Source organism: Gracilimonas sp. (assembly GCF_031581265.1).
Taxonomy (GTDB): Bacteria; Bacteroidota; Rhodothermia; order Balneolales; family Balneolaceae; genus Gracilimonas.
The window spans coordinates 64,701-89,280 of the sequence record NZ_JAVLBQ010000002.1 but is presented as its reverse complement, the minus strand read 5'-3'; the positions used below and the strand labels follow the sequence as shown (position 1 = coordinate 89,280).

The following is a 24,580-nucleotide window of genomic DNA, read 5'->3' as shown; positions in this document are numbered from 1 at the left end:
TATGAAAGTACGAACGTATAGTTTCATCGCTTTAGGGGCCTTGTTGATGTTGTTTTTAATAACATCCTGCGGAAACAAAAAAGAGAATGAAACAGAAAATCAAACTTCAGAGACCACCTCAGAAAATGTTGCTGAATCAAATCTGATTTACACAGATTTGACGCTGGAGCGTGTGCAAGGATTGAATAAAGGCGATACACTAACGGTTTCATTAACGGATGGCGATGAGGTGTATCGACTGGCAGTCAGAGATAATAAAGAAACCCTGCCGGGCATACAGTCAATAAGAGCTGACGTTGAGGATAAAGAAACCGGCGCTGCTTCTATATTTATCCGTGATGGAAAATTATCGGGAAGTATGCAATTATATGGACAGGATCTTTATTATACCATCAAATACGATTCAGTTCAAGCGTCTTACTATCTAATGGAAATACCGGAGGGAGAACGTGAAGAATTACCGGGAAGTGCTCCCTTGGTTCCCAAACACTAAAGAGTGGTTTACATAGCATTTAGACCTACCTTAGATTAAGGTTTTTTAAAAAACTCAATTACACCAAAAAATTTAAGATATTATCGGAAACTAAATTCATTGTTTTCGATGCGGGCTGCTGGGACAATCTTATTTTTATTAATGGCTTTTGTAAAGTTGAACGGGCAACCGGTTTCTTTTAAAGCCTCTTGGTATCATGCTCAAAATGTGGGCTTATCTCATAATACAGTTACGGGTATGTCCATGGACCAAAATGGATTTCTGTGGGTGGGAACTATCGATGGCCTGAATCGATTCGATGGCAAGGGAGTAAAAATATATCGTCATGATGCTACCGACAGTACCTCTATCTCAAACAGTTTTATACATGGTATCTTAGCCGATGATGACGGCAGTTTATGGATAGGAACCCGGGATGGCGGCATCAATAAATTTGATCCCGTCACAGAAAGTTTTCAACACTTTAAATATTCAGAAGAGAATAAGAATAGTATTCCAAATGCTCCCCTGAACTTGTTTTTCAAAGATAATACAGGAACCTATTGGGCATCAGTAGGAGAAGAAAGTTATGGTGTTTTTGACTCACAAACCGGTACTTATCAAAAGGCTGAAATCAGGGAGGTAGATACCGGCAGACAGGTTAGCAGTCCTAATACCGTAGTGATGTTCAATGATGGGAGTATGATTGGGGCCTCATTTACCGGACTATTCTATGTCAGTGCAGAAGAAGTGAAAGCGTTCAGAGAAGATAGCCAAAAAGAGATTATTGAAACCGAGCAAATTGATTTAAGTTCTTTTGGTGCATTGCCGAATCTGAATCGTTTGCTCGTTGACAAAACCGGCAATATTTGGTTTTCCGGTGATAGTGAAGCGTTGCTAAAAGTGGATAAGAGTGCACTATCCGAATCTGTAAACAAGTCCATTGAATCGGGAACCAGCATAGAATTGAGCGACAAGCAATTCATTGAATCGGGCGATTATCTAATTTATGGCGCCGGTGATCTTGGTATTTGTGCAAAGAACATTTTAACCGACAATGATTTCTGCCAGCAAATTTGGGTCAATGGAGAGCTCTTCAGTCCTACAAAACTATATAAAGATCCAAAAGGAGGTATTTGGGCAGCAAGCTGGGGAAAGGTTTTGTGAGGCTTAAAGAACAAACGACCTTCAAGCTGTTTAATACTTCGACTCAGTCCGAAATGAGGACTGACTTTATGCTTGCCTTCGAAGATGAACCGGGCAAAGGTTTATGGTTCGGCGGATCCAACGCCCTTTATTTTTTGAACCGAAAAACAGGGATTGTTTCAACTGAGTCGGTAGTAGAACAGACTTTTGGAGACCGGTCAATTTGGTCACTTGAAAGAGATTTGAGTGGTCTCTGGGTAGTAAGCAACAGAAGAGGATTGTTTTATGTGCCCTTGAGTTCACAAGGTAAAGTAATCGGAGAGATCAAAAACTTCACTCCGGAAAATAGTTTCATTGCATCTTATCTGCTCCATCAAGTGTTTATAGACAGTCGCGGCTGGATGTGGCTGGGATATGAGGGCAATGGATTACAATTAGTAAGAGAGCCCAAATCAATTTTAAATGAAGGTCCGGTAAATGTAGAGCAATTGCTGCCGGCACAAGCACAAGAAAACACCATAGGCGGTAATAAAATCAGAAGGATTTATGAAGACCAAAATGGTGATATCTGGCTGGCCACAATGCAAAATGGTTTTTCTAAAATTGATATCGACGGGGGAGTTTTAGGTGATATTTCAGTTTTGCGACATGACCCTGATAATGAAAATTCACTCTCTTTTAATGACGGAAGAAGTATATATCACCAAAACGACAGCACGTATTGGTTCGCTACGTATGGAGGGGGAATTAATCGCTGGAATGCAAACACCGGTGAGTTCCTAAGGCTTGGAACCGAACAAGGGTTGCCCAACAACAGCACCTATGGAATTTTGCCGGATGCTGATAAGTCATTTATCTGGGTCAGTACCAATAGTGGGTTAGCCCGATTGAATACGGAAACGCTCAATTTCAATACGTTTACACCGGAAGAAGGCATTCAAAACCTTGAATTCAATACCGGCGCGTATCATCAGCTATCCAATGGCCATTTGGCTTTTGGTGGCATTGAAGGATTTAACATCATCGACACGGAAAAGTTAAAAATTAACGAGACCCCTCCTCCTATTTACTTAACGGATATAAAGATTTTCAATGAATCTCATGATAGCGACACGAATACTGTGTTTAAAAAATCACTGATGCTTAACTACAATCAAAACTTCCTTTCATTTGAGTTTGCAGCTCTGGATTTTGAGAATCCTTCCGCTAATCAATATGCATACAAAATGGAGGGTATTGATAGTGAATGGGTGTATCCAGGTACAAGAAATTTTGCGGATTATCCCAATCTGGAGTCGGGCAGCTATACTTTTAGGGTAAAAGCATCGAACAGTGATGGCGTATGGAATGAAGCAGGGATCAGTTTGCCGATTAAAATCACCCCACCCTGGTGGGAATCAGCTTGGTTTCGAATTTCAGCAGGGAGTGTTCTTTTTGCGGGATTTATTCTTGGGATTCGGCATATTTTGCAACGCCGGTTGCGAGAGCAACTCCGGCAAATGGAAATGGAAAATAAACTGCGAAAAGAACGAGAGCGCATATCAAGGGACTTACACGACCATGTTGGGGCACAATTGGCGAATATAAAAACGGGCTTGAGCCTTGCCGATAAATATAGCCAGGCAGATAACAAGGAAAAGTCCTCCAGTTTAATGCATTCAATTCGCAATGATGCCGAAATTACCATAAAACAACTGCGTGAAACCATTTGGGCCCTCAATCAGGATCGCATCACCACTTCGGATTTTATGGAACACCTGAAATTATACTTCAGAGATCAAACTTCATTCAATGAAATGCTGAATATTGAGTATTACCACGATATTGATGATGAAGTTGAACTGTCAGCAATACAGGCCCTTAATATTTTCAGGATTATTCAGGAAGCATCCCAGAATACATTGAAATATGCCGAGGCTTCACATTTGAAAATATCAATGATCAAAAAAAATGGCATGTTGAAAACTATGATTGAAGATGATGGAGTTTTTAAAGATAAGTCAGGCAGTGCAATTGGAGGGTATGGGCTTGGAAATATGAAAAAGCGAGCCAAGGAAATTGATGGAGAGCTCTCGATTAGTACAGAAGATGGAACGAAAATATCTCTGCATGTTGAAACATAAATACCACATTTGGGTGATGGGAACAGAGAGAAATAAATGCCATTTTAGGTGAAAATTAGGTACAAGTATGTCCGAAAAAAATAAAAACACAATTAAAGTAGCGATTGTCGAAGATCACGACATTTTTAGAAAAAGGTTATCGGAGCTCCTTTCTTTTTACAATGAAATTGAACTGGTTTTTGCAGTGGATAGTGGTGAGAAATGCCGTGAGTATTTATCCAAAGCAGAAACCATTCCACAAGTGATTTTGATGGATATTGAATTACCTGGCATATCAGGTATTGAAACTACTTTTCGGGTAAAACAAGAGTATAAAAATATAGATATCATTATGTTCACCGTTTTTGAAGACGATGACCGAATATTTGAGTCTATACAAGTCGGGGCTACGGGGTATATGCTAAAGGATGAACCGATAGAAAAAGTAGTATCAGCTATTAAGGAAGTGATCAAAGGAGGCGCCCCTATTTCTCCATCTATTGCAAGAAAAGTATTTGGCTTGATGACGCAATTAAAAAAAGAAGCCAAAGCGAATCCCAAAAATTCAGATATAACTCCATTCGATCTTACTCCATCCGAAATAAAGATTTTGGAAAAAGTAATAGAAGGACTGACAAATAAAGAAATTGCAGAAGAAGTAATATTAAGTCCGTGGACGGTTAAAACGCACGTCAAAAACATCTACAAAAAAATGCAGGTCAATTCGCGTGCTGCAGCGGTGAGATTGGCCCTGGAGAGAAAGATAATTTAAAGATACCTAATTTGGGTGATTTAAAAGTTCGTGGGAAAAATGGAATTTGAGCACAGTTAAAACATTGGCTTAAAGTTCTATTACCATGAAAAAGATTCTATTACTACTCCCACTATTCTTGTTAGTCTTTAATATTAACACGGAGGCTATCGCACAGCAGCAAATGCAAGAGGAACTGGATAAGGTCTATATGGACAAAATCCATCAGCAGTTTATTTACCAGGTTTCTCCACAAACCAAAGCTTTAGATCAGTTTCATATTGATCAGTACAAAGGTTTTCAGGAAATGATGGAAAATTTCCAGGTTCAAAACTACAGCGATACATCCTGGCGCTATAATGAAAACAAACTGGAAGGTGATTCAATATATACACCGGGCAGCTTCTATTATTCATTTTCTGAAGATATCAGTGAGAACGCATACCATTCTTACTTCCAGGAAATAACCATGGTGGATGAAGAGAATCATTATTTATCCAGAAACCAGATCTCATCATATTCTGATGGCCGACTGGATTCTACAAAGATACTAAATTATCAGGAGGGACAGGAATTGCCATATAGTGGAACGAAAAATATTTATGTAAAAGAGCCAACCGAAAATTCGACTCGGGAAACCATATGGGATAGTTATGTAGCAAATACACAAACGTGGGAAAGACAAACACGAACCCTTTATTACCGTGAAGAAGGCGGATATGATACATTAACCGTCGTATATGGTTGGGATGATGGAGAACAAGCGGAATACTTACGAGAAAGAAGAAGGTACCTGTTAACAGAACAATTCGATCTTAATGAGACAAAAAGGTTCCACAACTACGAAGAAAATGGACAACAGGCCATTCAGTCTTGGTCATATCAAGATACCTCCAAGGGTGAAGATGGCCGGTACAATTATTCTGTTTATAAAAGCTTGAGTGATGATGGTATGACTTTGCAAAGAAGGGACAGCCTCGGATATAATTACAATATGGATGACAGGGTAAGTGCAAGAGATTACGACTGGGAAGATGGTGAATACGTTTTAAACGGAGCTTATGATACCTTTTACTCAGAAATAGCCGGCAGTCAACTTACCGATTCCGTTATTTACTATGATGTTGTGTTTAATGATGAGACTCAATCTTATGAAATAGATTCTCCAATTACCAAAACCGTGTTTGAGTATAATGAGGATGGCCGACAAATATACATAGCAAATTACAATCAATCATCGGAGGGAAATCTTCGTGTGGTTAATGAGGTTTACCATACGTATGATGATCAGGGCCGGCAAACAAAATCCGTTGCATATAGTCTTTCCGATGGTGAACTGAAAAAGACATACGATTTTGAATATCGGTACGATGACCAATGGGGGCGTATTTCTTCAATATATTTCTATTTCAATGCTGATGGAAGTATAAGCAGAGGCAACAGAAGTGAAACGGCCTTTGAGGATAGAGATGGGTTCGAGGGGTACAAAGATTTTGAATGGGATATAGAAAATGAAAAATGGGTAAGTACTCGGGTATACACCAGAGGATTGAATGCCGGAGAATCAATAGCACAGACTTCCGATGTTAGAAATGGATATTATTCAAGAAGCATTAATACGAATATTTCAGGCAAGAAAGTAGCGGTGCTGAACGATGGGCCTATTTTCCTAAGCAGTGCTGATACCACGCTCTTATTTTACATTAGTGCCTGGACTATAGATATAGAAAGGCCAAATGTTGAGATTCTTGATTTACCGGATGGGGCAACATTTAACCCGGAGACCAGACGATTTCATTGGGAAGTTGAGGAACCTGTAAACACCACGATGACCGTCCGGGCTTATAACGAAAGGGATACGGCAGAAACGATAGTTGAATTTGTTGCTGATGAAATCACTGTGGGCAACGAAGATGTGGAAAAGCCGAATCAATTTAAATTAGCACAAAACTATCCCAACCCATTCAATCCAACTACAAAAATAAACTTTGAATTAGCAAATCCGGCGGATGTTCAACTGGAAATATTTGACCTGTTAGGGAGAAAGGTGCAAACCCTGATAAATACCCGCAAAACAGCCGGAGAACACCATGTGGTTTTTGATGCATCCGCACTTTCATCCGGCATATATATCTACCGGCTTCGTGCTGATAATTTCACGGAAACCAGAAAAATGATGCTAATCAAATAATAGGGTATTGATAAATTAAAGATGGGCAGGGTTTCATGAATTCATGAGTTGACCCACTCTGCCAGTCTTTTTTATGCCTTATTTTGAACAAGCCGCTTTATAGATCCCCCGCCTTTCACCAGTAAAAATGGAATGAAAAAAGATGCAAGTGTAAGAAAAGACCATGTGGCCCAGCTGCTAACTTGAACCGAGGAGTTTTCCAATCCGCTATTGAAAAGAACTATTTGGAATACTACCCAGGCAGCCAGAAAGAGCCAGCCCGTTTTGGCAGCTCCCGAAAGTCTCGAGGAGCTTTCCGGATCATTGAGTTTGTTGAATTTGAGCGCCCCGATCATCCAGTCGGGTAAATTCTTTTTAGGATCGCGCTTGGTCATATCAATATACCATCCCAGTTTTTTTAGGATGGGCACTCTATGTGTTTCCACAAATTCAATCAACGTTCCGTCAGGATCTTCTACGTATGTAAACCGCCCGGCCGCTTCTCCCATATCAAAACTGTTAGCAGAGTCGACGGTGAAGGGAAAGCCTTCTTCTTCGAGATCTTCTTGCAGATAATCCATACCCTGAATATCAAAGCAGAGATGAATAAAGCCAAGGTCTCCCCAATAGCGGTCTTCGTAAATTTTTCTTCCCTCGCGAACTTTTACTTCTATCAGTTCAATTTCAGTGGGACCAAACATCTTGCTAAAACCTCCCTTACGAACTTCCGAATGGCGCAGTAAAACCCTGCGATACTGATCATCACCATTGGGTAAACCTCCAAAATCTGAGAAAGAACCAGTTTCATCGAAAACGACTACATCATACCCTAATACATCTCTGTAAAGCTTTAGGGACTTATCAATATCCGAAGAACCAATAACTGCTCCTACCACGCCACCGGTTGATGAAGGTGTTTTCTTCTTATAAAATGAAGTGCTCTCAACAATTTGCCAGATATTCCCATAAAGGTCTTTCACAAAAAAGGTGAATTCATCGGCAGGCGTTTTTTTCAGTGGGGTGATGACATCAAGTCCTGCCGCTGTCATTTCTTCAAAAGTTTGGGGAACATTAATGGATTTTATTTTTCCACAGTTGATACCAAGATCTCCCATTTTGATATCAAACTCTGCCGGTTGGGGTTTTCGGCTGGTGTATTGCCAAATTTCAAATCCCCCTCCACCTTTCATATTCAGCGTGAGTATAGCTGTGCGGTCGTGCGGTTTTCCGCCGGTATATGGGAGCATCAGCTCAGCGGTTGCGGCATCTTCAAAAACTTTGATATCCATACCAAAATATTTTCGGTACCATTCAGTGGCTTTATGAACATCGGGAATACCAATACCAATTTGTTGAATGCCCGCAATTACTTTTTCCATCAGCTGAACTGGGTTTTATTTTTGAATTTGACCGGCGCAAAGGTACGTATTTTTCAATCAATCAAGAAAAACGCCTTCTTTATACAAGTTGAAAACTATTGGGAAGAAATGCGAAGTATAAAATCTTTGAACTCATCGGTGTTGTATTTAGCCATTCCCTGATGCTTCATAACAATATCACCCGCGGGAGATATTACATAGGTAGAGGGAACCACAGAGGTGTCATAAATACGGGGCTTTGAAGCTACCGAATAAACAGGGAAAGAAAATTCCTTCCGTTGGACAAAATCCCAGGCCTTTTGTGATTCTTGGTCTAACGAAGCCATCACAAAGACGATATTTTCGTTATCAATTTCATCATAAAGAGATTGAATATTAGGCATTTCAGCAATACACGGCGGGCACCAGGTAGCCCAAAAGTTGATGAAAATGGTCTTGCCCTGAAATTCGGAAAGAGAGATTCGTTTTCCGGTTGAGTCGATCATAGTCATATTGTAATCTGCCTTTGAACCATGAATGATAGATTCTTCTGTGTCAGGCTGGAAAATTCCTGTGTATAGAATGACACTTTGCAGCTTCCCGATTACTTCAGTGTGATAACCGGTGGCATATAACCCAGCACCAATCACAAAAATGAGGGTCCACTGTATCAGCTCTTTTTTTAAAGCTGACCATTTTGATTTTGGTTTATCCTTTTCCATATGATTGACTAATAAACGAAATTGTTACGACCAATTATAACTTGTAGAGACAAGTTCATGTATCAATAAAAAAAGCCTTCCCAAAAAATGAGAAGGCTTCATAAATATTGAATAATTGTTTTTCTATTCAGTTGATGAAACCGTAATTAAAACGCGTCTGTTTTCTTGACGTTCTTCCTCAGTTTCATTGGTTGCTATTGGGTCTTGCTGCCCAAGACCGGTTGTAGTTATCTGTGAAGCATCTACGCCTCTATTCACTAAATAGGCTTTTACAGCCTCCGCTCTTTCCTTGGATAATTCTTTGTTATAAGCAATAGATCCAAGGTTATCGGTATATCCGGCAATAACGATTTCAAAGGAATGATAATCAGCGAGGAAATCTCCAAGGCTGTTCAAATTAGCCTGATATTGATTATGAATAGTAGATTCATCAAAGTTGAATCGAAGTTCATTGTTGACGGCTTCAGCCAGTTCGTTGGCTCTTGCAAGTCCGGGGCATCCATCGAAATCGCGTTCTCCGGCAACATTTGGACATTGGTCTTCAGAGTTGATGACACCATCGTTATCACTATCCGGGCAACCACCGGTTGAAGCATCACCTGCAATATTCGGACAATTATCTTCCGCATCAGCTATTCCGTCATTATCAGAATCCGGGCAGCCATTCATGCCTTCAGATCCAGCTACATTCGGGCACTGATCATTTGAGTAAACAATACCGTCATTATCGGAATCAGCACATCCATTAAATTCAGCAGAGCCTGCTACATCAGGACATTGGTCTTCGGAATCGATAATACTGTCACCATCTCTGTCGGGGCAGCCTCCGGTAGCTTCTGTTCCGGCCAGATTTGGACAACGATCTTTGTAATCAGGGACCATGTCACCGTCAGAATCGGGACAACCATCATAAGCGGGATCTCCGGCTACATCAGGACAAATATCCATACCATCATTTACACCATCACCATCCTTATCGCGAGGACCTAAGTTGAATTTAAAACCGGCTTTATAAAGAATAATATTATCGGGTGTATCATCGGGAGTTCGGAAACTTTTAACTCGATCACCGTCAATATCATCATTAAAAGTGAGGGTATATAGCATATTAGATGTTAAAGAAACTCTTTTACCCAGCGGAATATCAATTCCTAAACCCAAAGGCACTTCCAGGCCTTGTGTATTGGCAACATTGCCTCCCCGGTATAAACTGAAACCGGTTCCTGCCGTCAGAAAAGGACGAATTACACTTGATTCTGAAAACAAGGTTCCATTTGCAAGTTTGTAGTGGAATAAGAGGCTGGTATTGTAATAATCTTGGGTCCATCGAATTTCATCATCAACACGACTCATGAAGAACCCAAGTTCAGCATCAAAGTTATTATTGAGGTAATATCGTAATCCTACCCCACCACCAAGGTCATTGCCCCAGCGAAAGCCGAAATGTTCATTAAAATTATCGCTGTTTACTTCATTGACTCCAATATAGGTGGTAAGCCATGTTCTGTTTTCGGCGGTTTGCGCATTTGATTGATTCACAAGTGTAAAGCTGAAAAATAAAAGACAGCTCCAAAGTATTCATTTAAGCATCTTCGTTTGTTTTTATTAATGTTTCGAGTGGGTGAGTAAAATAGATTAAACTTTATATAGGCGAGAAAGTTCCAATTGTTAATATACGTAAATATTAATCAGTAAAAGTTGCTATTTCTTTTAAGGATTTTTTACTGATATCAGGCACCTTTACCCCATCTTCCGGATAGCCGACAACTAACAATAGAAAGGGTTTTTCATAGGAAGGTCGACCTAGTATTTCATTTAAAAACCCCATAGGACTTGGCGTATGAGTAAGGGTAGCTAATCCGGCATTATGTAAAGCGGTAATTAGTATTCCGGTTGCGATACCCACCGATTCTTTCACGTAATAATGCTTTTCCTTCTCCCCATTTTCATCCAGCATATAACTTTGAGAAAAGATGGCAATGAGGTAAGGAGCCTTTTCCAGGAAGGGTTTGTTCTCATCCGTTCCAAATGGTTGAAGATCTTCCAGCCAATCTTCAGGTGCGCGGCGGTTATAGAATTCATACTCTTCTTTTTCGGCTTCAATGCGGATGGTTTTCTTTACCTCTGGATCACTAACTACTGCAAAATGCCAGGGTTGTTTGTTCGCACCATTTGGAGCTGTTCCCGCAGCAAGAATACTATTCTCAATTATTTCTCTCGGCACCGGCCGGCTTGAGAAGTCACGAACCGTTCTTCGTTTTTTCATGAGCTTATAAAACTCATTTGCCCTTTTTTTCATTTCATCGACGGGGCGTTCTTCGTAATCTGAATGTGGAACAAATGTCGCTTTTTTCATTGGTTGTGATTTAAACTATTTAGTATTGAATTCAAGATAAAAGAAGTAACATTATTGATAGAGAGATAAAACTACTGAAAACGAAGATAGGATAAAGGATTTACATGTTTACCGTCTTTAATCACTTCAAAGTGAAGGTGAACTCCTGTTGAGGTTCCGGTATTCCCGGCTTTACCTATTACATCTCCTTTGCTGACTCGGTCTCCCTCCTTCACAGAAATTTTGCTCATATGCGCATAAAGCGTCTCAAAGCCATTGCCATGTTTTATCCGAACCATCTTTCCGTATCCGCTGCCCTTGCCTGCTTTTACAACAACTCCTTGCTCAGCGGCTAAAATATTATCCCTGAATCCGGCATGTAAATCAATGCCCTGGTGAACACTGTTCCAGCGCGGTCCATATTGTGAAGTGATAAACGTTTCCTCCAAGGGACTCGAAAAATTAACCGATGCCGTTTCTACTAAAGGTGGCAGGGATATATTTTCATTTTCTCTGGGTGATCTTTTAGGTCGACTCCACGGTAAACCAATAGAAACGCCTATTGAAAAGGAAATGGGATTGAAGTCGAAAGAGCGGAAAGCGGGATTTTCATGAAAACTGCTTTGAGGCATTACACCCTGCGGAAGATTGTAGGTTCGGTTTATTTCAGCGTGAATGCGTACAAAATTGAGCAGATAGTACTTGATGCCGGCCGTAAACCCGGCTGTTAATTCGCCGGCAGGTTCTTCGGGCATAACCCAGGATTCATTGCCATTCTTAAAATCAGTAGCCTGAACTGTGAGATCCCATACGCTGCCCAATTTCACCCCGCCATAAACCCCAATTTTCGGAAATTGTAGTCCTGCCACCGCACCAAGGTTAAACTGATTGAAATTAGCAGGGCCACCAATGAAAAAATCCTCCTGATTATGCACAAGCATTTCAGCTTTTCCGGCAAGGTAAAACCGGTAAAACAAATATCGCTCCAGTTCTACTTCAACCATGCCTTTAGAAACGGCCCCAACATTTTGGTTAAAAGTTCGGTTGGGCACATAATTCAACCCAAAACTTTTGATGCTGTAGCCGGCAGAAAGCCTCCAGTCCTGCGCCAAAGCCTGATTGGAAGACATCGATAAAATGAGCAGAAAACAGAGAAATCCTCCACAAAAATTCTGGAAACAATTTTTACTCATACGGTAGTTCGATGCTTGTATCATTTCAGTAAACATGATTATAAAACCGCTAATCTGCAACTGGGTAGTTTTTTAGAAATTGAAGCCATTCTTGTTGTTCCTTCAATCGTTCCCGGTACCGAAGCCTTAAGTCTGGGATTGAAGTAGTTTTATGGATCCATTCCTCAGCCAGCTCCCACTCTTTTAGCCAAATTAATTGGTGGATGACATCTTCATAAACCTCGTACCAGTAGGGATTTTGTTCCTCTCCCAACAGCAAGGAAGAATATAAAAGGAGTCTATCATCAAGTTTTTGGTCTGTGGCTTTTTGGATGGTTAACATTTGGTTTGGCAGGTTGAGTGAGGCGAAATCAGCGCTGTCAGGGAAAAGGTCCAAATATCGGCGATTGACATGAGAGCTCCACTGTTCTTGGTTTTCCCGAAGGATCAAGGTATAACGGAAATTGCGTTGGTTGGATGATTCAATCTCAGGTGCAATTGACTGAAGGAGTGAATCGGCTGCCTCATATCCCCGCGATAAAAACAATGCATCAGATTTTAAAACCTGAAGCGTGAGCAGCGTATCATTTTTAGAGATGGCTTCTGCTGCTTTTTGAAAATTTTGGTTTCGCAGTTGAACACGGACCCACTCATCCTGAATCCAATCGTTTTGCGGAGTGAGTTGGTAGAGCTCATCTAATACTTTATGAGCTGTGGCAGTGTCTTGGTTGGCTAACTGAAACTGGTATCGGTCCCACAGACGTAGTTCTTCGGAAATGGAATGTGGACAAGTCTTCTCGAAAAGAGAACGCTGTGCAAAAATAAACTCAGAGACTTGCTGGTCAACGGAATCCAATTTGGTTTGCTTCAGCGTTTGATTCCAGCCTGATACAAGAGAATCAATTGATTGATAATAGGTGTACTTAAAATCATTGGTTCTGTAGGCATCTTTGAAAGAATAGATTGGATGGTTGTCTAAGAGGTACTCCACAAAAGATCCAGTCTTGGTATAGCTGATAGCACCTGCGCTGCCATAAAAACCCCGTAATGATAAAGCCGTTTTCATCTCCTTAGCATCAGGCCAGGGTTTTTCGCCGGCAACAATTTGGTGGAGGGTTGATCGCGGCGAGGCGTCTTTGGCAATGCCTTCAGCAAGTCCTTCTACCAACCCAATACTCCAACTTCCATTGAACAGATCATTCCCAAATTGTTTGGAGATCACATGCACCATTTCATGCTTGAGCACCCCATCCAGCTGTTGCTTGGCGATGTGCAGCTGATCTTGTTCCAGCCAAATGGGAACGTAACTGGTAAACTTTGCCCCGGTAATATCTTTCTTTTGCCATGCATGGGCATATAAATATGATTCAATCTTTCTATCTGCGGGCCAGTCGATCTCCAAAAGCTCTGTTATTTGACGGAAATGAAATTCGTGTCGAGCCGACCAGTAATTGATTTCATCGTCTGAATAAAAATCCTCATCGAAAAATAATTCAAAATGCTCGGTTTGATGATATCCGCCCAGCTGTTCCTGTATGGTTTCTGGTGGACTGATTATCCCCGCCTCATCCAAATTCAGATAGCTGAACATCAGGGAAAGGAGAGCAAATCCTGTGATGAGTTTTGTTTGCAGATTTTGACTCCAGTTGGGCAGTACCCACAATAGGATGATCCACAGAAGAGTAAGCCAGCGAAAATAGAAAAAGGAACCGGTGAGGGTGACGGCTTCATCATAAATAGGCCCCGGCCACAATCCCCAAACATGATTATAAAAATAGACTTGAGGAAAACTGAAAAACTCGAACATCAAAATACCGAAGGCACAAAAAAGGAGAATCAGAACAGTTAAAAATTTAGGAAAGGGGAACTTGAATTCTCGAATAAGGCGCCCAACAGCTATTCCAAAAAAGGCGCTTGGAAAAGGAATGAAGATCCAGAAGCCGACCCCATCTATAGTTAAGCATCCTGTGAAAAGGGCATAGAAGAAAAGCGGAATCGCTGCAATATAGATCAAGGCTAAAATGCGAAGGGTAGCAAAGAAATCTTGTCTTGTGTCAGATTTAGCAGCCTGAAGTCCACCCCAAAAACAACCAACAGTTCCCGCCAGCATAGCCGATTCAAAATGCAGGTCTCGAAGGAGTGGAATAAACATCAGGGCTGATCCCACCAAAAGAGGTAAAATGTAGGGTAATGCTTTTCTCAAGATTAGAGTGATGAAGTGATAAGGTGATGAAGTAAGTTATGAAAACTGTGACAATCGAAATAAGAAATATGAGTAAGGCACATAATTAGTATAGGCCTACTTTATCACTCGTCACTTCAAAACTCCCGCCCAATACACCCATCCAATCATCACAAATTGTAGAGGGAGTCGAAACAGTAATGCCCATAAAAAAAGAGTGAATCCCCGTTTCCGATAGTACTTTCTAAACATTTCGACATTGGCAGGAAAAACGGCGAGGAGCAAGAAAATAAGCCCCCAGGTGGCGATGGTTTGGAGGGAAGAAATCATAAGTCCGATACCCCCGGCGATCTCAAAAAAACCGCTGATCAAAACCAAAGGCTTGTGCCACGGCAAATAATCAGGCATGATCTTCATGAAAAACCCCGGTTTCACAAAGTGCAGTATTCCGGCTAGCATGAATAGCGTACCGATGAGATAGCGATGTAGTTGAGGGTCTAAGAGAGTATCCATAAAAAGTGTTGCAGTGTGATGGTGTTACGGTATTAAAGAGGAATGTAACTTTAACTCTGTAACACCACAACACCATCGCACCTTAAAACCAAACTCACTTCTCTACTCCTAACGCAAGCGTCTCGCTTGTGTGATGTTGAATTTCAACTAAGTAGTTAAATACAAGTCGTCCAAGCGAGACGCTTGAACCAGGTACGAGGTGCGAGAAAGCCCCTTTCTTTGTCCAAAAAAACTTTCAGAAATCACTTCTTGAACATCGTGCTTAAAACAAACCAAATATTCTCTTTTCGTTCAGCAAGCCTTCGGGTGAAGTAAGGGAACCAATCGGTGCCAAAAGGAACATAAACACGGGCGTGGTATCCGTCATCGGTGAGTTGCACCATCGTTTCTTCCCGCAGTCCGTAGAGCATCTGAAATTCAAAGCGGTCTTTAGCAATGTCATTTTCTTCGGTGTATGCTTTCAGCCAGTCTAAAAGCTCATCATCGTGGGTGCCAAATCTTGGGAATGGAGTTTTATCCAGCAATACTTTGGCTTGTTCCTTAAAAGCCTCTCGAATGTCCGGCATATTCTGAAGGGCAATTTTTGAAGATTCATTATAGGCGCCTTTAACCAGCCTGATATCTGCCCCCATTTCAGCCAATTCGTTAATATCATCATGACTGCGATGGAGCATAGACTGAATTACCGTTCCCACATGTTTTCCGTACGTCTCAAAAGCTTCTTTAAAAATATCGAGGGTGACTTGGGTATGATCAGAACTTTCCATGTCAATTCGAACAAATTGGTCTTGCGCTTTGGCTACATCCAGCAGCTTAAACAGGTTATCACGACAAAAATCTGCATCAATATCCAGTCCCATCATGGTAAGCTTGATGGAGATGCTGCTTATCAGGCCGTGCTCTTTGATTCCCTCCAGCAGGCGAATATATGAGTCAACGGTGTCGGTAGCTGTCTGTCGATCCTTGACGTTTTCTCCGAGGAGGTCGAGAGTGAGTTTAAGGTCTTTTTTATTTAATTCTTTTGCTTTGGGAATGGATTCATCGAATGACTCTCCGGCAACAAAACGCTTCGCAAATATGAACGGTAATTTCATGGGGCTCCAATTTTTTAAGGCGCGAAAAGTTAAACAATTGTTAACACTCTGTCACTACCTCAAATTGTAACTATCGTAAAAATTGATCGTGTAAGTCACAGTTACATAAACTAATGGAAAAATAAGATGAGTACAGAAAAAAGATATATTTGGAGTATTGCAATTTCGTGGACGGCTTTTTTAGCGTTGATGCTTTTAGCTATTCAAACTGGTTTTGCCCAGTCAAGTGAGGATGCTTACCGCACTGAAACCTTTAATGTGTCCGGGCCGGTGAGCCTGGAAGTTCAAACATCCGGTGGAAGTATCAGCGTTGAAGGCAGCAACAATGATGAAGTGCGCGTTGAGATGTTCGTTCGCCGAAGAGGGAACTTCGTAGATCCCGGCGAAGCAGACCTGGACGAATACGAGATCAGCTTTGGGCAAGATGGAAATACAATAAAAGCTATTGCCGATAGAAAATCGAGGGGTTGGAACTGGAACAGCAATTATTCCATCTCCTTTGTGGTATATGCTCCCACCGATACCCGAACCCGACTTCGCACGAGTGGAGGCAGCCTGACCGCTAAAAACCTAAATGGGTCCCAGGAATTGAGAACGAGCGGCGGCAGTATTACGACCGAGGTGATCCGGGGCGAAATGAACCTGAGAACATCAGGTGGCAGTATCACCATGAACGATATTCAGGGAGATGTGGAAGCTCATACCAGTGGAGGCACCATCCGGGCAGAAACGATTGCGGGCAACCTTGATGCCAGAACCAGCGGCGGCAGTATCCGCCTGAATGGAATCGAAGGAAAGCTTGAGGCACGTACCAGCGGTGGGTCGATACGGGCTGAAGTTTTGGCTCCATCTGAGTCTATTGAACTCAGAACCAGTGGAGGAAGCATCACCATAACCGTTCCACAAGAATATGGATACGATTTAGACCTGGACGGCAACCGTGTATATGCTGATTTAGTGAATTTCAGTGGTGAGTCCGAGCGTGATGAAGTTCAGGGCAGCATGAACGGCGGCGGAATCATAATCAAAGCCAAAACCAGCGGCGGTTCAATTAGGCTTGAGTATTTGTAGATCGTATTTAATCTAATATCAAAACCTGTCAGGTTTTTCTACTTTTTCAAAAATCAGTTTGAAAGGACGAAACCTGACAGGTTTATTTTGGTCGCGAAACAAAAAAGCTTGTGATTTTTGCCAGTCCTCCCTTGCCTGTTCCGTACACGAGTGTCGGGGAGGGAGGTGTCGGACTGAACGAATGTGAAGTCTGGCGGAGGGTGTAAGCCAAGGGCAAAAATGTTGAAATTAGTCAAGAACCACTGACAGATTTATCTCTAAAGATTAGAAATTTTCTTAAATAAATTCTTCCGGGTTGTCACCCTGAGCAGGAAATAAGTTTGGGAGGGCTAGAGGTATTACGCGAAGGGTCTCAATATCTGCACTGGCAAGTAGCTTTACATTTTGAGATCCCTCGTGTTCAGCCGGGGTGCCCTTTGCCACTTAACGGGCACATCGGGATGACAACTTTTTTTGTACTAAAGTACACTCCTATTTATAACAGCACGGCTCAGCGAGCCGTAGTACGTGAACCTCTCACACAAAAAACCGCCAGTAAAAGAATGCCAAAGCAAAAGCAGTTAAAAAGATCATCCCCAGCCAGCTCAGGATCTTCAGCCAGGTTGGTGGTTTGTGTTTATCGGGGAAATAGGAAGACATAATTAGCCGGTAGTTTATAAAGGCTAAGGCCGGGGCCGTCAGAAAAGAAAGGGACGTGGCCAAATCAACGATGAGGGTAAACTGACTCCCCATAAAATAAAGCACGCCCATCGAAATGATGGAGATCACAATGAGTAAGCCTTTGTATGAAAAGATTAGGGCTTCGGATTGGTCAGTGGGTTTCATCACCCGAATTATTTCTTGGGACACCCGGGGGTATGAATCGGTTACGGTAAGCGTGGTGCTAAACATGGTGGTGAAAGCACAAATGAGAATGATCCAGTGGGCCCAGTCGCCAAGGGTGTTGGTGTAAAGTTCGATAAGTTGTTGGGCAAAGGCCGCTCCGGAGGAGGAAAAGCTGACGCCCGACCCAAACATCACCAACGCCCCCAATCCCAAAAAGATCAGCGCCAAAATAGAAGCCCCGATATACCCGATGTTGAAATCCAGCAGGCTTTCTTTGAGGGTGGAACGGTGATTGGTTTGTTTCCCCCGCTCGAGGGTCCATAGCGAATGCCAGGCGGCGGCATCAATGGGAATAGGCATCCAGCCCATAAGGGCGATTAAAAAGGTAATCCCGGCCACATTCCAAATCGAAGGAGCTTCAGGCAAATTCGGTTGCCCTCCTTCCATCAGCGCTACTAAAAAAGCCACCACGGTAGAAATTGTAAGTACCGTCATCACCACTTTGATGAGGGAATCCAGTGCCGAATACTGTCCGCGGAATAAAATCCCGATACAAATAGCCAAGATAATGATACTCCAAACCAACAAGGGGAGTTCGATGCCTGTAAGCTCTACGGCAAGACTAGCAGTAACGATAGTCACCGCAGCCTGAATGGCAAACATTGTCCCCAACGTAAAAATGATATAGATCCAAAGGGCCCAGCTGCCCAGTTTCTTGTAGCCGGAAATCAAGCTTTCCCCGGTAGCAGCGGCATACCTTGGGCCGTACTCCAAAAAGGGATACTTCATCAGGCTGGCGATGATAACCGCCCAAACGAGGGTAAACCCATAATCGGCCCCGGCGCGAGTGGACTGCACTAGGTGCGAAACCCCAATAGCTGCCGCTGCCAGGATCAATCCCGGCCCAAAAGCATATTTGAACGTTGATTTAACTTTTTCCGATTCCATATCCCGCTCGTTTAGCATTCAATTCGGGATGATTATAATGAAAATATCGGAACCGGGTTGAGGCGGGTAAAAGAATTACGGTTTGGCGAACCAATACACGTACCTCGGCTCGCTGAGCCGATATGTCTTAACGGGCTAAAAGCTTCTAAATGATTCTGACAATAAATAGCTTCTGTTTTTGTAAGTACAAAATTGCCGGGTGCCCCAAATCAGGGCTTTTTACTTCGAAGTTTGAGGCGGAGCCTTAGTTAGGCTTTCTGCGGAGCTACGGAACGAAGAAAACTTAACCTCTTTAGAATAGTGACTAACAAATAGAGAGTGAATTTTATATTTCTGTCTCTAATGAGCTAAGCAAGGACTCTATCTTTTTGTAATAAAAATTTCGATCCCCAGGGTTCTCAGGTTGTGCCATATGTATACTCTGAACTAATTTATTAGAGTCTATTATGAGCCCTATCGGGTTTGAAAACTCAAAAGTATTGTCAAGAATGTTTTCTTTATTTGAAATTACTTGTACAGGAAATGTGTTTTTAAATTGTTCTAAATAGGAATTATCATTAGAATGTATATAAACAGCAATTTTGTTGGGAAAATCACTATATAAGTCATTTAATAAGCGTATTTCATTTACCATACATGAGTTGCAGCCAAAATCGGTCATTACCACTGTAAAAACGATACCGGAATCAGGAATTTCAATTTCTGAATGATTTATCTTTGCATGGCTTGTACCGATACTTTCAGGACCCCATTTATCAAAAACTTCTACAGTATTAGAAGTATTGTTATCTGTGTTATTCAAGTGAGATACTTGGTAAAGTAAAGAAATATTTAACAGTATGAGTAAGGATGTAACAATGATAAAAGTTGATTTCTTCATGTTTAAAATGTTAGGTGAACAAGTATTCTATCCATGACGTGGACATTTCCATTCCTAAGACCGACAAATGAATGTACAGGCTTGCCTTGACTGAGTGTTAATGAACCTTCTTTTATTCTAACATGGATATTAGAGACTGGATAAAATGTATTTAATTCCTGCATATTGGTTAACTCATTTAATATGTACTCTCCTTTAACGAAATGGAGTTCTACAACTTGAGTAAGTAATTCCTTGTTTTCTTCTTTTAATAGATACTCAAGCTTCTCATTAGGTATTTTACCCATCGCTGTATTCGAGGGTATTAATAATGTAAATGAACCTTCTTGGTCTAAAGTATCGTCAAGATTTACATGTTTAATGAGGTGTAAGAAATCCGAGAAATTTTCTTTCTCTGAAATAAAATCCAGAATGGTCATTTCTTCAGATATAACTTTATTTGGAACTGCCGGATTTTGTTGTTGGGCAGGCTTCTTGTCCTGCATACAAGAATTAAGAATCAAGGAAAGGAATAATGTTAAAAATAATACACGCATATATTTAAAGATCTAACTTATAGGTAACTATCTTAGAAGGATCAAATATTGAAAACCCATAAAGTGTTTCATATTTATCTGAAACAGCAAAGCGATGGATTTTTTGATCAATCTTGAGTCTTTTAATTGGTTTGCCTTCCCATGACCATATCTCAATAATAGGGGTAAAATTATCAGGATCTTGACTTAACTTTTCTTCGGTATTAAAGACGCCTAAGGTATAAATATGCTCGTTTGTAGAGGTGGCAATAGTCCGGAAAATATAATCTTCACTTGGATCATCGGTTATATAATCATCATTGATTGAAATATATCTTATTAGATTTCCTTCGTAGTTAAATATTTTAAAACGATTTAAATGTCGGTAAAAAGAGACAAAGAGTTCACCCTGCGGCTGAGCAGTAGATACTTTTGAATATTTTTGAGATCGAGCGGGTCCTGTTAAATCTGAACCACCGGGATAGGTGCCAAAAGTAAATAATACTTCATTAAGTTCAGGGCGAAGTGCTATAAATTCCTTATCGGTTGTCTTATCATATCCATATCTGGCATAATATGTACTATCATTTACTCGAATAAGATTATTGAAAGGCTGTTTTTTGGAAGGGTAAGATAGATTGGCTTTCTTTTTAAATACAAATCCAGTATCAGTTACTTCATAATACTTGAGTTGAGCCAGTTCATTTTCTAATAAGAGAAGTCCTGATGAAGTGGTATTAATTTGCGATAAAGAGACAAAGGAAAGTTCATCAGGTCCCCGGCCCATTCGACCCCATGAATATAGATAATCTAATTCTGGAAGATTGTACACTCTAAACACTCCTTGGTCTGCCCTGTTTATAACAATCAAATACTCGTTATTTAAATTAAAGATATTCGAAGGGTTTATAGGATTATTATCTTCTTGTAAAGTATAAGTTTCAGTGGCAGATGCATTGACAGGGTTTGATGCTTTAATGCTCGTGACACCATTATTTGCTGAATTACAGCTTACAAATGCTAAAATTGATATAATTAAAGCGCTGATAAGAAAAATGTATTTATTCATTATATATGATGAATTTAATAATAATGACAAGGGACTTCTGTCCCCTGCCTTTATTAGGATTTTTTTTAATCTTGATTATATATACATTGCCCGGGATCTGCCCAATCACTGCCATTTGTAATCTGTGTGCAGGGCCCACAGTCATAGAAATTTGTGCAACTTTCATACCACCACCCACAGTCACTGTCATAAGTTGAGTAGCAAGTTACTGTACCAAAGTGAGCAGCATCTGCTTTTTCACCTTTGAAGCTTATTTCAAAACTATCAGATGTTATTTGCAGATTAAAAAAGAGGAGAGTTAGCAAGACTAAAGCCCCCGTTATTTTTTTTAAAGTATTCATTGTTTTATAAATTTAATTATAATTTTAAGTTACCCCTATGATGTATAGTCTGTTACTATTATATACATATATATATATATATAATCAAATGATTACCCTCATTTCGTAGCTCCGCTGCGGAATGTCAAAATGAGGACTAGCCTCAAGCCCCGAGGTAAAAAGCCCTAATCTCATCCCGCCCTCAGTTTTTAATTCAATTCCCTCCCCGAATTTTAAAACTTTTTTCATTTTGGAATGGTACCATAAAACCCATTATTATATACGTCAACATTTAACTAACTACGATCACTATGAAAGCATTCTTTACTGCTCTTTTTGCCTTGTTTTTCGGGGTGATGGTTCAGGCCCAGGTACTCAATCCTGAGCCGGTCACACTGGACTATTACCTCCCCGATAATGTAACCTACAACTCACAAATTCCAACCCCGGAAGAAATCCTTGGTGCCCAGGTTGGGGAATGGCACGTTCGCCATGACCAACTGGTAAACTACATGTACGCAGTCGCAGAAGCCTCTGACCGGGTGACCATCGATGAGTACGCACGGACCTATGAAAACCGCCCGCTGTTGATGCTCACCATTACTTCACCCCAAAATCACCGAAACATTGAATCCATCAAAGAAGAACACCTGAAGCTGACCGATGCTTCTGTTTCGGATGAGCTGGATCTATCCCAAATGCCGGTGGTAGTAACGATGAGCTACAGTGTGCACGGAAACGAGCCGAGCGGTACAAATGCTTCTTTGGCTGTGGTATATTATTTGGCTGCTGCACAAGGGGCTGAGATCAATCAGATGCTACAAAATACCATCATCAACGTTGATCCGAACATTAACCCGGATGGGCTGAACCGATTTGCACATTGGGCGAATACCAACAAAAGTAAGAACGTGTTGGTCACCGACCCACAAAGCCGAGAGTTTGATGAAGAATGGCCGGGTGGTCGTACCAATCACTATTGGTTTGACCTGAACCGCGACTGGCTGCTAATGCAGCATCCCGAGAGTAAAGGTCGTGTGGCTAAATTCCATGAGTGGGTGCCACAAATTTTGACCGATCACCACGAAATGGGAACCAACTCCACCTTTTTCTTTCAGCCGGGAATTCCTTCACGAACGCACCCCATCACCCCGGAAAGAAATCAGGCTTTAACTGGTGCCATTGCTGAATATCATGCCGAGGCTCTGGATGAAATTCAGTCTCTGTACTATTCACAAGAGAGCTTTGATGATTTCTATTATGGAAAAGGCTCCACCTATCCTGATGTAAATGGTTCTATCGGAATTCTGTTTGAGCAGGCAAGTTCCAGAGGTCATGCACAGGAAAGTGTTCATGGTATTCTGGAATTTCCATTTACTATTAGAAATCAAGTGGTGACATCCCTATCTACCTTAGCTTCAGCCCAGGGACTCAGAGAAGAATTGCTCGCAAACACCCGTGAGTTTTATAAAGAAGCAGCTGAGGAAGCAGCTGATGCACCAATCAAGGCGTATGTATTTGGGGAAGAAGCCGATCAGGCCCGAACCAAGCACCTGGCTGAAATGCTGCACCGCAACCAAATTAATGTGTATGAACTGGATCGCGATTACGATGATTTCAAAGCCGGAAAGTCATATGTGGTTCCTACCAATCAGAAGCAGTACAAGTTGATCACGGCGATGTTTGAGCGTCGTACCGAGTTCACCGATAGCTTGTTTTATGATGTATCAGCCTGGACTATGCCCTATGCCTTCAACCTGCCATTCGCAGAGTTAGATGGTGATTACAACAACAATATGTTAGGTGATGAATTTACCCTGGCTGACCTTGAATTGGAAGGATCGTTAGTCGGTGATGAAGCTCAATATGCTTACGCTTTTGAGTGGGATGAATATTATGCGCCACGTGCCCTTAATAGGTTATTGGCTCGGGGAGTAAGAGCTAAAGTGGCTTCCAGACCTTTTAAATCGGTAATAGCTAACGGTGCCAAAGATTTTGATTATGGTACCATCATGATTCCAATGGGTGTGCAGGACGACCCGGAAATGGTACATGATCTCATGGAAACCATCACGGAAGAAGATGGAATTACCGTGTACGAGTTACCCACGGGACTTACCCCAACGACCGGAATGGATTTGGGAAGCGGAAACTTTGAAGATCTCAGAGATCCAAAAGTAGCCATCATTGGCGGACCGGGAACCAGTTCCTATGAAATCGGTGAAGCATGGCACCTGTTTGATCAGCGATATCACATGGCCGCATCCATCATCCTTGCCGAGGAAGTGGGTGGAACAGATCTGAGTCGCTATAATACCATTGTAACCAGTGGCTATGGCCTTTCTGATTCAGCTACGGAAAACCTGAAAAGCTGGGTTCGTCAGGGCGGAACACTAATCGCCTATCGATACGGAGCAAACTGGGCGATGTCTCAGGATCTTGCTGATATCGAGTATGTGCAGAGTGATAATGAAGAAGGCGAAGAGGATGAAGCGCCTAAACAAAGACCATACATAAAAGCAGGACCTGATCGTGGAGCTCAGGGTATTGGAGGGAGTATATTCAACGCAAAACTCGACCTGACACACCCAATTGCTTATGGATTTAATCGTGAAGATATCACTGTTTTTCGAAGCAGCACTACCTTCATAAAGAAAGGGGATAACCCATATTCAACTCCACTGTATTACACCGATGACCCGCTGGCAGCCGGTTACAGTAATGATGAAAACCTGGAGCGAGCTAAAAACTCCGGTGCCATCGTGGTTAGTGGTTATGGCGGCGGCCGTGTAATCGCTATGATGGACAATCCAAACTTCCGTGCCTTTTGGTATGGAACCAATAAGTTGTTTGCGAATGCCGTGTTCTTTGGTCACACCATAAGCGGCGGAACGACCAACTAAATAGATCTTGATTGTAGTTAATCAATTATAAA

Annotated in this window: 20 protein-coding genes; 7 read left to right on the top strand and 13 right to left on the bottom strand. The window is 41.6% G+C overall.

The window, feature by feature from the left end:
• Position 1: 1 nt before the first annotated feature.
• From RI561_RS01445 to RI561_RS01425, 5 genes are all read left to right on the top strand, one after another.
• Positions 2-493 carry a hypothetical protein gene (locus RI561_RS01445; RefSeq protein WP_395078434.1) on the top strand — a complete coding sequence of 164 codons (492 nt, stop codon included), beginning with the start codon at positions 2-4 and terminating at the stop codon, positions 491-493.
• Between the two features lie 141 nt (positions 494-634).
• Complete coding sequence (locus RI561_RS01440; RefSeq protein WP_395078433.1) at positions 635-1,639, top strand: two-component regulator propeller domain-containing protein; 1,005 nt, start codon at positions 635-637, stop codon at positions 1,637-1,639.
• Positions 1,609-3,741, top strand: a complete 2,133-nt coding sequence (locus tag RI561_RS01435) for a triple tyrosine motif-containing protein (RefSeq protein WP_395078432.1) — start codon at positions 1,609-1,611, stop codon at positions 3,739-3,741. The genes RI561_RS01440 and RI561_RS01435 overlap by 31 nt, the downstream gene beginning before the upstream one ends.
• Before the next feature lie 67 nt (positions 3,742-3,808).
• Complete coding sequence (locus tag RI561_RS01430) at positions 3,809-4,492, top strand: response regulator (RefSeq protein ID WP_395078431.1); 684 nt, start codon at positions 3,809-3,811, stop codon at positions 4,490-4,492.
• 85 nt (positions 4,493-4,577) lie between these two features.
• A complete protein-coding gene (locus tag RI561_RS01425; RefSeq protein ID WP_395078430.1) occupies positions 4,578-6,662 on the top strand; it encodes a T9SS type A sorting domain-containing protein in 2,085 nt (694 codons plus the stop codon).
• A 71-nt stretch (positions 6,663-6,733) separates the two neighbouring features.
• Here the strand turns inward: RI561_RS01425 and RI561_RS01420 are convergent, their stop codons facing one another.
• From RI561_RS01420 to RI561_RS01385, 8 genes are all read right to left on the bottom strand, one after another.
• The gene (locus RI561_RS01420; protein WP_395078429.1) at positions 6,734-8,020 is read right to left on the bottom strand and encodes a VOC family protein; all 1,287 of its coding nucleotides are present in this window, start codon (positions 8,018-8,020) and stop codon (positions 6,734-6,736) included.
• Positions 8,021-8,115: 95 nt separating this feature from the next.
• On the bottom strand, positions 8,116-8,721 hold the full coding sequence (locus tag RI561_RS01415) for a TlpA family protein disulfide reductase (RefSeq protein ID WP_395078428.1): 606 nt from the start codon (positions 8,719-8,721) through the stop codon (positions 8,116-8,118).
• A gap of 123 nt (positions 8,722-8,844) precedes the next feature.
• Positions 8,845-10,260: an OmpA family protein gene (locus RI561_RS01410; RefSeq protein ID WP_395078427.1), complete on the bottom strand. Its 1,416-nt coding sequence runs from the start codon at positions 10,258-10,260 to the stop codon at positions 8,845-8,847.
• Between the two features lie 145 nt (positions 10,261-10,405).
• Positions 10,406-11,077: a nitroreductase family protein gene (locus RI561_RS01405; protein WP_395078426.1), complete on the bottom strand. Its 672-nt coding sequence runs from the start codon at positions 11,075-11,077 to the stop codon at positions 10,406-10,408.
• Positions 11,078-11,148: 71 nt separating this feature from the next.
• Complete coding sequence (locus RI561_RS01400; protein ID WP_395078425.1) at positions 11,149-12,249, bottom strand: M23 family metallopeptidase; 1,101 nt, start codon at positions 12,247-12,249, stop codon at positions 11,149-11,151.
• 49 nt (positions 12,250-12,298) lie between these two features.
• Positions 12,299-14,431, bottom strand: coding sequence for a hypothetical protein (locus tag RI561_RS01395; protein WP_395078424.1), 2,133 nt, complete (start codon positions 14,429-14,431; stop codon positions 12,299-12,301).
• Positions 14,432-14,542: 111 nt separating this feature from the next.
• Entirely contained in the window at positions 14,543-14,923 is a 381-nt protein-coding gene (locus tag RI561_RS01390; protein ID WP_395078423.1) for a hypothetical protein, read from the bottom strand.
• Between the two features lie 242 nt (positions 14,924-15,165).
• Positions 15,166-16,017 (bottom strand): proline dehydrogenase family protein, encoded by an 852-nt coding sequence (locus RI561_RS01385; RefSeq protein WP_395078422.1) that lies wholly within the window; start codon positions 16,015-16,017, stop codon positions 15,166-15,168.
• A 126-nt stretch (positions 16,018-16,143) separates the two neighbouring features.
• Here RI561_RS01385 and RI561_RS01380 point away from each other — a divergent pair, with 126 nt between their 5' ends.
• Complete coding sequence (locus RI561_RS01380; RefSeq protein ID WP_395078421.1) at positions 16,144-17,088, top strand: DUF4097 family beta strand repeat-containing protein; 945 nt, start codon at positions 16,144-16,146, stop codon at positions 17,086-17,088.
• A gap of 276 nt (positions 17,089-17,364) precedes the next feature.
• On the opposite strand, the gene RI561_RS01375 is transcribed toward RI561_RS01380, so the two are convergent.
• The 5 genes from RI561_RS01375 to RI561_RS01355 all read right to left on the bottom strand — a co-directional run bounded on the left by RI561_RS01375 (position 17,365) and on the right by RI561_RS01355 (position 21,325).
• Complete coding sequence (locus RI561_RS01375) at positions 17,365-17,511, bottom strand: hypothetical protein (protein WP_395078420.1); 147 nt, start codon at positions 17,509-17,511, stop codon at positions 17,365-17,367.
• A gap of 93 nt (positions 17,512-17,604) precedes the next feature.
• Positions 17,605-18,861 carry an Nramp family divalent metal transporter gene (locus tag RI561_RS01370; protein ID WP_395078419.1) on the bottom strand — a complete coding sequence of 419 codons (1,257 nt, stop codon included), beginning with the start codon at positions 18,859-18,861 and terminating at the stop codon, positions 17,605-17,607.
• A 325-nt stretch (positions 18,862-19,186) separates the two neighbouring features.
• Entirely contained in the window at positions 19,187-19,741 is a 555-nt protein-coding gene (locus RI561_RS01365; protein ID WP_395078418.1) for a hypothetical protein, read from the bottom strand.
• 2 nt (positions 19,742-19,743) lie between these two features.
• Positions 19,744-20,226, bottom strand: a complete 483-nt coding sequence (locus tag RI561_RS01360; protein WP_395078417.1) for a fasciclin domain-containing protein — start codon at positions 20,224-20,226, stop codon at positions 19,744-19,746.
• Positions 20,227-20,281: 55 nt separating this feature from the next.
• A complete protein-coding gene (locus RI561_RS01355; protein ID WP_395078416.1) occupies positions 20,282-21,325 on the bottom strand; it encodes a BF3164 family lipoprotein in 1,044 nt (347 codons plus the stop codon).
• 631 nt (positions 21,326-21,956) lie between these two features.
• On the opposite strand from RI561_RS01355, the gene RI561_RS01350 reads away from it, so the two are divergent.
• Positions 21,957-24,548 carry a M14 family zinc carboxypeptidase gene (locus RI561_RS01350; protein WP_395078415.1) on the top strand — a complete coding sequence of 864 codons (2,592 nt, stop codon included), beginning with the start codon at positions 21,957-21,959 and terminating at the stop codon, positions 24,546-24,548.
• Positions 24,549-24,580 lie beyond the last annotated feature (32 nt).

Coding starts and splice junctions, on each gene's coding strand:
- RI561_RS01445 (WP_395078434.1), top strand. CDS start 2: ATGAAAGTACGAACGTATAGTTTCATCGCTTTAGGGGCCTTGTTGATG.
- RI561_RS01355 (WP_395078416.1), bottom strand. CDS start 21,325: ATGAATAAATACATTTTTCTTATCAGCGCTTTAATTATATCAATTTTA.
- RI561_RS01360 (WP_395078417.1), bottom strand. CDS start 20,226: ATGCAGGACAAGAAGCCTGCCCAACAACAAAATCCGGCAGTTCCAAAT.
- RI561_RS01415 (WP_395078428.1), bottom strand. CDS start 8,721: ATGGAAAAGGATAAACCAAAATCAAAATGGTCAGCTTTAAAAAAAGAG.
- RI561_RS01380 (WP_395078421.1), top strand. CDS start 16,144: ATGAGTACAGAAAAAAGATATATTTGGAGTATTGCAATTTCGTGGACG.
- RI561_RS01350 (WP_395078415.1), top strand. CDS start 21,957: ATGAAAGCATTCTTTACTGCTCTTTTTGCCTTGTTTTTCGGGGTGATG.
- RI561_RS01425 (WP_395078430.1), top strand. CDS start 4,578: ATGAAAAAGATTCTATTACTACTCCCACTATTCTTGTTAGTCTTTAAT.
- RI561_RS01400 (WP_395078425.1), bottom strand. CDS start 12,249: ATGAGTAAAAATTGTTTCCAGAATTTTTGTGGAGGATTTCTCTGTTTT.
- RI561_RS01420 (WP_395078429.1), bottom strand. CDS start 8,020: ATGGAAAAAGTAATTGCGGGCATTCAACAAATTGGTATTGGTATTCCC.
- RI561_RS01385 (WP_395078422.1), bottom strand. CDS start 16,017: ATGAAATTACCGTTCATATTTGCGAAGCGTTTTGTTGCCGGAGAGTCA.
- RI561_RS01440 (WP_395078433.1), top strand. CDS start 635: ATGGCTTTTGTAAAGTTGAACGGGCAACCGGTTTCTTTTAAAGCCTCT.
- RI561_RS01370 (WP_395078419.1), bottom strand. CDS start 18,861: ATGGAATCGGAAAAAGTTAAATCAACGTTCAAATATGCTTTTGGGCCG.
- RI561_RS01430 (WP_395078431.1), top strand. CDS start 3,809: ATGTCCGAAAAAAATAAAAACACAATTAAAGTAGCGATTGTCGAAGAT.
- RI561_RS01365 (WP_395078418.1), bottom strand. CDS start 19,741: ATGAAGAAATCAACTTTTATCATTGTTACATCCTTACTCATACTGTTA.
- RI561_RS01405 (WP_395078426.1), bottom strand. CDS start 11,077: ATGAAAAAAGCGACATTTGTTCCACATTCAGATTACGAAGAACGCCCC.
- RI561_RS01390 (WP_395078423.1), bottom strand. CDS start 14,923: ATGGATACTCTCTTAGACCCTCAACTACATCGCTATCTCATCGGTACG.